Annotated in this window: 10 protein-coding genes; 6 read left to right on the top strand and 4 right to left on the bottom strand. The window is 70.3% G+C overall.

The genetic code is table 11. The annotated features are described in order from the left end of the window. Positions 1-273: 273 nt before the first annotated feature. Positions 274-1,545, top strand: coding sequence for an MFS transporter (locus ACFQ7F_RS43240; protein WP_383284312.1), 1,272 nt, complete (start codon positions 274-276; stop codon positions 1,543-1,545). Positions 1,546-1,564: 19 nt separating this feature from the next. Here ACFQ7F_RS43240 and ACFQ7F_RS43235 read toward each other — a convergent pair whose 3' ends face one another. Beyond that, the gene (locus ACFQ7F_RS43235; RefSeq protein WP_383284306.1) at positions 1,565-1,798 is read right to left on the bottom strand and encodes a hypothetical protein; all 234 of its coding nucleotides are present in this window, start codon (positions 1,796-1,798) and stop codon (positions 1,565-1,567) included. 79 nt (positions 1,799-1,877) lie between these two features. Between ACFQ7F_RS43235 and map the strand changes: the two genes are divergently transcribed. Together map and ACFQ7F_RS43225 are read left to right on the top strand one after the other, a co-directional pair. Continuing rightward, the gene (map, locus tag ACFQ7F_RS43230) at positions 1,878-2,735 is read left to right on the top strand and encodes a type I methionyl aminopeptidase (RefSeq protein WP_383284303.1); all 858 of its coding nucleotides are present in this window, start codon (positions 1,878-1,880) and stop codon (positions 2,733-2,735) included. Between the two features lie 165 nt (positions 2,736-2,900). Then, the gene (locus tag ACFQ7F_RS43225) at positions 2,901-3,557 is read left to right on the top strand and encodes a heme oxygenase (biliverdin-producing) (RefSeq protein ID WP_383284300.1); all 657 of its coding nucleotides are present in this window, start codon (positions 2,901-2,903) and stop codon (positions 3,555-3,557) included. Between the two features lie 274 nt (positions 3,558-3,831). On the opposite strand, the gene ACFQ7F_RS43220 is transcribed toward ACFQ7F_RS43225, so the two are convergent. The 3 genes from ACFQ7F_RS43220 to ACFQ7F_RS43210 form a co-directional block, all read right to left on the bottom strand. After that, positions 3,832-4,515 carry a PhzF family phenazine biosynthesis protein gene (locus ACFQ7F_RS43220; RefSeq protein ID WP_383284297.1) on the bottom strand — a complete coding sequence of 228 codons (684 nt, stop codon included), beginning with the start codon at positions 4,513-4,515 and terminating at the stop codon, positions 3,832-3,834. A 46-nt stretch (positions 4,516-4,561) separates the two neighbouring features. Further along, positions 4,562-6,064 carry an HtaA domain-containing protein gene (locus ACFQ7F_RS43215; RefSeq protein ID WP_383284294.1) on the bottom strand — a complete coding sequence of 501 codons (1,503 nt, stop codon included), beginning with the start codon at positions 6,062-6,064 and terminating at the stop codon, positions 4,562-4,564. Positions 6,065-6,134: 70 nt separating this feature from the next. Further along, entirely contained in the window at positions 6,135-7,622 is a 1,488-nt protein-coding gene (locus ACFQ7F_RS43210; protein ID WP_383284291.1) for an HtaA domain-containing protein, read from the bottom strand. Positions 7,623-7,788: 166 nt separating this feature from the next. Here ACFQ7F_RS43210 and ACFQ7F_RS43205 point away from each other — a divergent pair, with 166 nt between their 5' ends. Genes ACFQ7F_RS43205 through ACFQ7F_RS43195 form a run of 3 tightly spaced genes read left to right on the top strand, consistent with a single transcriptional unit; the run spans position 7,789 to position 10,789 of the window. Continuing rightward, a complete protein-coding gene (locus tag ACFQ7F_RS43205) occupies positions 7,789-8,814 on the top strand; it encodes a hemin ABC transporter substrate-binding protein (protein WP_383284288.1) in 1,026 nt (341 codons plus the stop codon). 5 nt (positions 8,815-8,819) lie between these two features. Next, positions 8,820-9,911, top strand: a complete 1,092-nt coding sequence (locus tag ACFQ7F_RS43200) for a FecCD family ABC transporter permease (protein WP_383284309.1) — start codon at positions 8,820-8,822, stop codon at positions 9,909-9,911. A gap of 14 nt (positions 9,912-9,925) precedes the next feature. Continuing rightward, positions 9,926-10,789: a heme ABC transporter ATP-binding protein gene (locus ACFQ7F_RS43195; protein ID WP_383284285.1), complete on the top strand. Its 864-nt coding sequence runs from the start codon at positions 9,926-9,928 to the stop codon at positions 10,787-10,789. Positions 10,790-10,906: the final 117 nt, after the last annotated feature.

Raw genomic sequence — 10,906 nt, 5'->3', positions numbered from 1 at the left:
CGCCCGATTACCCCGCGTCACATGCCTTTCGTCCACTCTGCACCGCAGGGCAAACGGGTGGGTGGGCGGGAGATATCCGCCGCGAAGCGGCGGTTCAGGCCCGCCAGGAAGCCACCCCGCCCGACGCACCCCAGCGGCCCGGGCCTACGCAGGAGGCGCCCCGCCCGGCGCAGCGGCGGCGGCCCACGTCTACGCGGAAGGCGCCCCCGCCAGACAAGGCGCCCCCGCCCGGAGAAACCGGTTGCCCCGCAACCCCCGTGGCGCTGAGCATGGCTGTTCGTGTCCCTCTCCTCGATATTGCCCGATCTCTCCCCCTGGCGCTCCACACGTGACTTCCGGCTGCTCTGGGTCCAGGGGCTCGTCACCACCTTCGGCAGCTTCATGGCTCTGGTCGCGCTGCCGTTGCAGATCAAGGACCTCACCGACTCGCCGCTCGCCGTCGGGGCGATGGGCGCGGTCGAGCTGGTGCCGCTGATCGTCTTCGGGCTCTACGGGGGTGCGTTGGCCGACGCGGTGGACCGGCGCAAGGTGATTCTCCTGACCGAGGCGGGACTCGGCCTGCTTGCCGCCGTGCTGCTCGTGAACGCGCTGCTCCCCGAGCCCCTGCTGTGGCCGCTGTACGTGGTGGCGGCGGGAGTCTCCGCACTCGCGGGGCTGCAACGCCCCGCGCTCGACTCCCTCATGGCGCGCATCGTGCCGCACGACCAGCTCATCGCCGCCTCCGCGCTCAACTCCCTGCGCTGGAACGTCGGCGCGATCGCCGCCCCTTCGCTGGCGGGCCTGGTCGTCGCCTACGCCGGGCACGCACCCGCGTACGCGGTGACGGTGGCCTGCTTCGCCGTCTCCGTGGCCCTGTGCACCCGTATCGCCCCCGCGCCCCCCGCGCACGACGCCGACAAGCCGTCCCTGCGGGGCCTCGCGGAGGGCGCGCGGTACGCGTGGTCGCGACCGGTGCTGCTCGGCACGTACGCGATCGACATGGCGGCGATGTTCTTCGCCTTCCCGAACACGATCTTCCCGTTCCTCGCGGAGGATCTTGACGCCGAGTGGGCGCTCGGCCTGATGTACGCGGCCGGGGCAGTCGGCTCGCTGCTGCTCAGCCTGACCAGCGGGTGGACGTCACGGGTACGGCGGCACGGGGTGCTCGTCGTGATCGGTGCGGCGGGATGGGGGCTCGCGATCATGGCGGCCGGATGGTTCGCGAACATCTGGCTGGTGCTCGTGTGCCTGACGCTCGCGGGCGCGGGCGACATGCTCAGCGGGCTCGGCCGCTCCACGATCTGGAACCAGACGATCCCGGACGAGCTGCGGGGCAGGCTCGCGGGCATCGAGGTGCTCTCCTACAGCGTCGGCCCGCAGCTGGGCCAGGTGCGCGCGGGGGCCGCCGCCGGCTGGACCGGCACCCGCACCGCCATCTGGTCGGGCGGCCTCGCCTGCGTGGCCTCGGTCGCCGCGCTGACAGCGGTGCTGCCGAAGCTGCTTTCGTACGACGCGAGCACGGACGAGGACGCGGCCCGGCGCCGGGAGGTGTCCGCCGCCGGGTGACGGGCCGCCCGGCGGGGGATCAGGCGTTGTCCCTCTCGCCTCCGGCGTCCTTGTCGTGCCACTTCGGGTCGGTCTCCCACTCCAGGTTCCGCTCGGCGGCGGTCTGCATCGCCCGCTCGGCCTCCTCGCGGGACGCGTAGGGACCGAAGCGGTCCTTGCCCGGACAGTCGGGGCCCTCCTCGACCTTCTGGTGCTCCAGGCAGTAGTACCACTCGCCCGGCTTTCCGACGGTGCGCTTCTTGAACAGGGCCATGACCCGCTCCTCTCAGTACCGCAGGGTCCCGCTCTCTCTTCGCCATGCTGCCCCACCACCGCTGGTTAGACTCGCTGGCATGTCTGGCCAGTCACTACTCGTCCCGGGGGAGCTCTCCCCCATCCGCCCCGTTCCGGGAAACATCAGGCGCCCGGAGTACGTGGGGAAACCCGCGCCCACCCCGTACACGGGGCCAGAGGTGCAGACCCCCGAGACCATCGAGCTGATGCGCACCGCGGGCCGTATCGCCGCGCGCGCGATGGCCGAGGCCGCCAAGCACATCGCGCCCGGCGTGACCACCGATGAGCTGGACCGCGTCGCCCACGAGTACATGTGCGACCACGGCGCCTACCCGTCCACGCTCGGCTACCGCGGCTTCCAGAAGTCGCTGTGCACCTCCGTCAACGAGGTCATCTGCCACGGCATCCCGGACTCCACCGTCCTCAACGACGGCGACATCATCAACCTCGACGTGACCGCCTACATCGGCGGTGTGCACGGCGACAACAACGCCACGTACCTGGTCGGGGACGTCGACGAGGAGTCCAGGCTCCTGGTGGAGCGGACGCGCGAGTCGCTCGACCGCGCCATCAAGGCGGTCAAGCCCGGCCGCCAGATCAACATCATCGGCCGTGTCATCGAGTCGTACGCCAAGCGCTTCGGCTACGGCGTCGTGCGCGACTTCACCGGCCACGGCATCAACACGTCCTTCCACTCCGGTCTGATCGTCCCGCACTACGACAGCCCGCACGCGACGACCATGATCAAGCCCGGCATGACGTTCACCATCGAGCCGATGCTGACCCTCGGCTCGTACGACTACGACATGTGGGACGACGGCTGGACCGTGGTGACGAAGGACCGCAAGCGGACGGCGCAGTTCGAGGAGACGCTCGTGGTGACGGACAGCGGGGCGGAGATCCTTACGCTTCCCTGAGCTCTGAGCGGGTACTTTTTCACCGACAGATTTTACCGACAGGGCGTCGGGAACCAGTTGACTTAGGTAAGCCTAACTTGGATGATCGGTAGCGGTCGTACTGGTTCCCGCCTTTCTTCGGTCTTTCTTCGGCTTTCCCGCTATCTTCGGCTTCGGAGGTCCCTCATGGATCCGTTCTCCACGGTCATCCGCACCGCCTCGCACGAGCAGCACACGGAGGCGGAGACCTCGACGTTCATGAGCGACCTGCTCGGCGGCAAGCTGGGCGTCGACGCGTACGCGCGCTACACGGAACAGCTGTGGTTCGTGTACCGCGCCCTCGAGGAGGGCGCCGCGGCGCTGCGGGACGATCCGATCGCCGGCCCTTTCATTCAGCCCGAGTTGCTGCGCGTCGCGGAGCTCGAGCGGGACCTCGCGCACCTGCGGGGTGCGGGCTGGCAGTCTTCCGCCACCCCACTGCCCGCCACCGCCGCGTACGCGGCACGGGTCGCGGAGTGCGCCCAGGAGTGGCCCGGGGGTTACGTGGCCCATCACTACACCCGCTACCTCGGCGATCTCTCCGGCGGCCAGATCATCCGCGGCAAGGCCGAGCAGACGTGGGGATTTGCCCGGAAGGGCGACGGGGTGCGGTTCTACGTTTTCGAGGGGATCGCCAACCCGGCCGCGTTCAAGCGGGGTTATCGGGAGCTGCTCGACGGTCTGGGAGAGGTGGTCCCGGACGAGTTGGAGAGGCAGCGGATCGTGGACGAGTGCAAGCGCGCTTTCGCTTTGAACACCGGGGTGTTCCGTGAGCTGGGGGACGAGTTCCCGCTGTCGGCGTAGGGCGGTCCCTGCGGGGCTTTCCCCAATCCCGCCCCTTCCCGGCTGCATCTAATGGCGGCTCCGCCGCGCAGGGGCTCCGCCCCAGACCCCGGTCCTCAAACGCCGGACGGCTGAAAGAATCTCAGCCCGTCGAGGGGGTCCCCCCTGCTCATTAAGAGCTTGGGGGAGATTGAGGACGAACTCGGCGAAGCCGGTGATGACGGCAAGCACAGGCCGGCGGAGCCGGGGGATTCGGGTAGGGGCGGGATCGGGGAAGAAACCGCCGGAGGCAACCTCAGCCCCCTGCGAGCCGGACCCGGCCCCCCACCTCGATCAACCCACCCGGCGCAGGCGCGGTAAGGATCTGCGACCCACGCCCCTGCGTGATGTTCAGCGCCCGGCCCAGCTCAGCGCACAACAGCAACGCCGCCGCCCCCGTGGCCTCGTCCTCCCGGATGCCGTCGTCACGGCCGGGAAAGCCCCGGGCCCGGACCCGGCCCGCGGCCTCGTCCTCCCACGCCCACGCGTACACCCACTCCCCCTGCGGAGGCACCGCGAGCGCGTCCACCTCGGCCGGGCTCCCGTACGAACGCAACGTCCGCCCCGGCGCCCACTCCGGCCGCGCCGCGATCCAACTGAACTCCCCGTCCTGGCGGGCCTCCACCACCCCTGCGGGCGTGATCAGTCCAGGAACATCGAGCAGCCAGGACGTACCGACGCAAGGGTGCCCGGCGAAGGGCAGTCGCAGCGTGGGGGTGTAGATGTCGATGACCCCGCGCTCAGGATCGTCGACGAACACCGTCTCGCTGAAACCCAGCTTCGCGGCGATCCCCTGCCGCTCGCCCCGCCCGGGGACGCGGGCCCCGTCGCGCACGACACCCAGCTCATTGCCGTGCCGACCGTCGGGCCCGCAGAACACCCGGAGTACGTCGAGGCCGTCAGGAAGTTCCGAGAGCAGTTCCGAAGGCTGTTGCGTCATTTGGGCATTCAAGCATTCTCAAGTCCCCGGGAAACCCCGTAAGTCCTCAGGAAGTCCGGCGGCGAGCGGCGAACACCGCCCCGGCGCCGGCGACGGCGATCGCCCCCGCGGTCCCGAGCAGCGCACCCGTCGGCACCGACGAACCGGTGGACGCCAACGAGCCCCCCGTACCGCCGCCGACCGAACCGCCGCCACCGAGCGCCGCCGAACCCCCGCCGGTGGAACCGGATCCGCCGGTGCCGCCGCTGCCACCCGGCAGCTGAGCCCCGTCGGCGACCGAGAGCGCCACCGTCACCGGGTCCATCGCGTCGCCCTTCTTGTAACTGGACGGCGCTTCGTCGCTGGCGAACTGCTTCGCGCCTGCCGCCGTGAACGCCGCGGGCACCTTGTCGAGCACGACGACGTCGTCCTTCGCCGTGTACGACGCCTTGGAGAGGTCGAGCGTCGCGAACTTCACGTCGTTGTTCTTGCCCTTGGGTGTGGTGACGTCCACGGTCAGCGTGCCCTTGGTGCCGTTCGCCGCCACCTTGATGTCGCTGAACTTCATGTCGATGCCGTGCGCCTTGTACTGGAAGCGGACGGCGCCGCCGAAGGACGCGGTCAGCTTCTTCGCGTCGCTGTCCACATCGCCCTTGGCGTACGGGAAGTCGTAGCCGTTGTCGTTCTTCTCGGCACCACCGGAGAGCGTGGCGCCGCCGCCGCTCTCGATGTAGCGGCGGAAGCTCTCCTTCACGCCCCAGGCGAGGGAGCCGTCGTGGACCTCGCCCGCGGGCCGCTCGGTGCCGGACGTCGGCTTCGGGGTCGCGGTGGGTGTGCCCGTCGGCTTCGGGGTCCGGGTGGGCTTGTCGGTCGGCTTGGGCGTCTTGGTGGGCTTGCCCGTCGGCTTGGGCGTCTCGGTCGGCTTCTCGGTCGGCTTCTCGGTCGGGGCGCCGCCCGCCTTCACCGAGAGGGTGGCCGGGTCAAGCTTGTCGCCCTCCTTGTACATGCCGTTGAACGCCTTGGCGCCGTCCGCCGTCAGCGTCGCCGGGATGTCCTTGTAGGTCATCGCGCCGCCCTCGCCCGTGCCGGGCGTGATGCCGGTCAGGTCGAGCTTGGCGAGGTCGATGTCGTTCTGGGCCGTGCCGTTGAGGCTGACGTCGGCCTGGATGGCACCGCTCGTGCCCTTGGTGCTCACCTTCACGTCGGAGACCTTGATGTCGAAGCCGTGGGCCGTCGACGAGAAGCGGACACCGCCCTTGAAGGCGACGTCGGTGGCGTGCGTCCCGGTGTCGTACGTCCCCTTGCCGTCGGTGAAGGTGAACACCCCGTTGTCGGCGGCCTGCTTGGCGCCGTCCGTGGCCTCGATCTTGCCCGCGGCCCTGCCCGCGACGTACTTGCGGAAGGACTCCTTGAAGCCCCAGTCCAGCGTGCCGTCCTTCAGTTCCGCCTTCGGTGCGGCGGCGGCACCGCCATCGGCGGCGAGCGCCGGAAGGGTGAGGGCGGTCGCGCCGAGCGTGACGGCGGTCGCGACGGCAGCCGCGAGGGTTATGGGACGACGGGTGGCGGCCATGATCAGGCTTCTCCTTGAGACATGAGAGACGTGAGAGACGAGTAGGCAGAGAGGGAAGGACCCGCGAGGGTCAGGAATCCGAGCCGGTCGCGCCGGTCGCCGCACGCTTCTTGCGTACGACCCCGAACGTGACCGCGGCTGCGAGCAGCACCGCCACGACCGCACCGATGCCGATCGGCACAGCGGGCGACGACGAGTCGGAGGTGTCCGAAGCGGTGTTCTCGGTCTTCGGGTCGGCCTTCTTCGCCTGCGGCGTCGGGCTCGCGGAGGAGCCGAGGTCCGGCAGCGCGGGCAGCTTCGCGTCGGCGTCGAGGGCGACGGCGAGCGAGAGCGGGTCCATGTCGGAGCCCGCCTTGTACATGCCGCCGAACGCCTTGGCGCCGTCAGCGGTGAGCTTGGAGGGCACTTCGGTGAGGGAGACGAGCCCGTCCTTCGGCTTCAGCTCCTTGGCCCCGGCCTCGAAGGTGATCAGCGAGGCTTTCTTCAGCGAGACGCCCTTGTCACCCTTGCCGCCCTTGTCACCCTTGCCGCCCTTGCTGTCGACGGCCGCGAAGAGCGTGCCCTTGCCGTCCTTCACCTCGACGGCGACCTTGCTCAGCGCGAGGTCGAGGCCGTGTTCACCGGTGAAGCGCACCGCTCCCGCGAAGTCCGCGTCGAGGGTCTGCTTCTTCTTGTCGTACGTTCCCTCGCCCTGGGGGAAGCGGAAGAGCGCGCCGCCGTCCTCGGCTCCGGCCGTCAGTTTCCACTCGCCCTTGGCGATGGATCCGGTGACGTACTCCCGGAAGGTGCGGCGCACGCCCCAGTCGACGGCGGCGTCCTCGATCCGGCCCGCCTTCGTTTTCGTCTTCCCGGACTTCTCGGACTCGGAGGACTTCGGCGAGGACTTCGGCGAGGGCTTCTTCGACGGCTTGTCGGAGCCGGACTTCGCCGTGAGGTCCGTCGACAGGGTCACGCGGTCGAGCTCGGTGCCCGCCGCGTAGTACCCGGCGAAGGCCTTGGCCCCCTGGGAAGTGAGTGTCGCGGGGAGGTTGTTGAGGGCGATCGGTCCTGAGCCGCCCTTCATGTTGATGCCGGACATACCGAGGGTGGCAAGGGGCACCTGGGCGTTGGACGTGACCTTGCCCGTGCCCTTCTCCTTGCTGACCATGTCGGCGTAGAGCGTGCCGGAGCCGCCGGAGATCTTGACGGTGGGGCGGCTGATGGTGAGGTCGAGCTCGTACGAGCCGCCCTTCTTGTGGCCGAGGAAATGCACCCCACCCGAGAACCCGGCGCTGAAGGCCCCGCTGTCCGGGTCGTACGAACCCTTCGCCGAGTGGAAGCGGAACTGGCTGCCGCCGACCGTGGCGGCGCCGCCCTGCAGGGTCGAACTCCCCTGGGCTATCGGCCCGGTGACGTAGCTCTGGAACGAGGATTTGATGCCCCAGTCGAGCCGTCCGCCCTGGACCGTGCGGTCCTCGGCGTGCGCGGCGCCCGCCGGGAGCAGTGCTCCGGCGAGTGCGGTGAGCACGGCCACGGCTCCGGCGCGAGCGCTGGCTCGCGCCTGTCTTGACGGCGGCATGGGACCCCTCCAGGTGTAGCTAATAAGGTAAGGCTAACCTAAACTACGATCACTCCGGCTGGAACCCCCATCCCGGCCACCCGCGCCCCAAACGCCTCACAGCAGACCGGCAGCAGACCGGGCAGCAGACCTCAACAGCACGACAGGACGGTGGACTTCGGTGCGTATGCCGCGCTCACTCCGTATCGCCGGCGCGTGGACCGCCGTTCTCGCCCTGGCCATCACGGGCTGTGGATCATCGTCGGGCGACGGCGGCGACACGTCCCCGAAGGCGAAGGCGGCGGCCTCCGCGCCCGACCGGGTCGAGCCGCTGAAGTCCCGCCCCGACCCCGCGCTCCCCGCCACCGTCCCATCGGCAGACGGCAAGAAGGTGACGGTCAAGGACACGAGCCGGATCGTGCCGCTCACCGGCAGCCTGAACGAGATCGTCTTCACGCTCGGGCTCGGCAAGAACGTCGTGGCACGCGACATCACCGCGACCTTCGCGCAGGCGAAGAAGCTGCCGGTGGTGACACGCGCGCACGACGTATCGGCGGAGAGCGTCCTCTCCCTGAAGCCGACGGTCGTCCTCGCGGACACCACGACGGGGCCCGCGGAGGCCATCGACCAGATACGTGACGCGGGCATCCCGCTGGTCGTATTCGACGCGGCGAAGGGCCTCGACGACGTGGGCCCCCGGATCGACGCGGTGGCAAGGACACTGGGGGTCGAGAAGTCGGGCGACGAGCTCAAGTCCCGTACGCGGGAACGCATCTCGAAGGTGCGCGACTCCATCCCGGCGTCCGCCCGCACCGAGAAGCCCCGGGTCGCCTTCCTCTACCTGCGCGGCTCCGCATCCGTCTATCTGCTCGGCGGCCGTGAGTCCGGCGCGAGCTCGCTCCTGGAGGCGGCGGGCGCCGTCGACGCGGGCAAGGCGTCAGGTCTGAAGAAGGACTTCACGGCGATCACGAGCGAGGCGCTCGCCAAGGCGGCGCCGGACGCGATCCTGGTGATGTCCAAGGGGCTCGAATCGGTGGACGGCGTGGACGGGCTCCTCAAGGTGCCGGGTGTCGCCGAGACCCCGGCCGGGCTCGACCGCCGCGTCGTCTCGATCGACGACGGAGTACTCCTGAACTACGGGCCGCGTACGGACCAGGTCCTGAAGTCCCTGGTGGAGCAGTTGTACGGGAACTCCAACGGGAGCAAGAAGTGACCGTCCTGACCAAGGCGGCGGAGGATGGCGGGTCCACCGACGTGGAGCCGCCGGTTCCGCGGAGCCGCCGACGGGGCGGGGCCGTCTCCCTGACCATCGGGCTCACGGCTGCCCTCGTACTCCTCTGCCTCCTCTCCGCCGGCATCGGCGCGTACGACATCCCGCTCGGGGACGTCCTCAGTTCCGTGCAGCACCGGATCGGTATCGGCGGGAGCGCCCTTGACCGGGTCGCCGAGAGCGTCCTGTGGAACGTGCGCCTTCCGCGCGTGACGCTCGCGCTGCTCGTCGGAGGGTCGCTCGGCTGCGCGGGGGCGCTCATGCAGGGCGTGTTCGGCAATCCGCTCGCCGAGCCCGGCGTCATCGGGATCTCGGCGGGCGCGGCCGTCGGCGCGGTGGCGTCGATCGCGCTCGGCCTCAGCTTCTTCGGGAACTGGACCGTGACGGTCTGCGCGTTCGTCGCCGGGCTCGCCACCGTGCTTCTCGTGTACGTCCTCTCGCGCAACGGCGGGCGTACGGAGGTCGTCACCCTCATCCTCACCGGGATCGCGGTGAACGCCTTCGCGGGGGCGCTGATCGGCCTCTGCATCTTCTTCGCGGACAACGCGCAGATCACCCAGATCACCTTCTGGCAGCTCGGCTCGCTCGCCGGGGCGACGTGGCCGAAGGTGCTCGCGGTACTGCCGTGCGCGGTGGCCGGTCTTGCCGTGGCGCCGCTGTACGCACGGAAGTTGGACCTCCTCGCGCTCGGCGAGCGGCCCGCGCGGCATCTCGGGGTCGACGTCGAGCGGCTGCGGCTCGTCCTTGTTCTTGTGGTGGCGCTGCTGACCGCCGCCGCCGTGGCCGTCGCCGGGATCATCACGTTCGTCGGTCTCCTCGTCCCGCATCTGCTGCGGATGGCGGCGGGGCCGGGGCATCGCTTCCTCGTGCCGGGCAGTGCGCTTGGCGGGGCGGTCGTCCTTGTCGGCGCGGATCTCGCGGCGCGGACGGTGGCGGCGCCCGCGGAGCTGCCGCTCGGGGTGCTCACCGCGCTCTTCGGGAGCCCGTTCTTCTTCTGGCTGCTGCGCAGGACCCGTCGTAAGCACGGGGGTTGGGCATGACGAGGGGGTCGGTCATGACAAGGGGGTCGGGCCTGATCGGGTGGATCGCCCATCGGCTGTTCTCCTCCGGTGGGGGGCGCGCTCTGCCGGGGCCCGTCTCCCCTGGCGACGCGCTCGCCGAGACGTCGCGGCTCGTGGTGCGGCTCGGGGGGCGCGAGGTCCTTGCCGGAGTGTCCCTGACCGCGCGGGCGGGGGAAGTGCTTGCCCTGGTCGGGCCCAACGGGGCGGGGAAGTCGACCCTGTTGGCCGCCCTTGCCGCGGATCTCCCGGCCGACGAGGGGCTCGTACGTGTCTGCGGGCGGCCCGTGACGGAGTGGCCCGCCCGCGAACTCGCCCTGCGGCGGGCCGTGTTGCCGCAGTCCGCCGCGCTCTCCTTCCCTTTCGGGGTGGAGGACGTCGTACGGATGGGGCGTGCGCCCTGGGCCGGTACGGCCCTTGAGGACGACGACGATCGTGTCGTGCGGGAGGCGATGGCAGCGACGGAGGTCGGCGGGTTCGCCTCGCGCCCCTTCTCCGCGCTGAGCGGCGGGGAGCGGGCTCGGGTCGCCCTCGCGCGGGTGCTTGCGCAGCGGGCGCCGCTGTTGCTGCTCGATGAGCCGACGGCGGCGTTGGATCTTCGGCATCAGGAGCTGGTCCTGCGGATCTGCCGGGATCGGGCCGCTGCCGGGGACGCGGTGGTGGTGGTGCTGCATGATCTGGGGCTTGCGGCGGCGTACGCGGATCGTGTGGCGGTGTTGCGGGGTGGGGGGCTCGCTGCGGAGGGGCCTCCCGGCGAGGTGTTCACCGGGGAGCTTCTGAGCGAGGTCTACCGGCAGCCGGTCGAGGTGTTTCCGCATCCGCGGACGGGGGCTCCGTTGGTGGCGCCGGTGCGGGGGTGAGGGCGGGCCCTGCGGGGCTCTCCCCAATCCCGCCCCTTCCCGAAACCAGGGGGCTCCGCCCCCTGGACCCCCTTACAAGATGTCCTCAATCGCCGGACGGGCTGAAAGTCTTCAGCC

It is taken from the genome of Streptomyces sp. NPDC056486, assembly GCF_042795295.1.
Lineage (GTDB): Bacteria > Actinomycetota > Actinomycetes > Streptomycetales > Streptomycetaceae > Streptomyces.
Note: the sequence above shows the minus strand (reverse complement) of the source record. Positions and strands in the feature narration are given on the sequence as shown.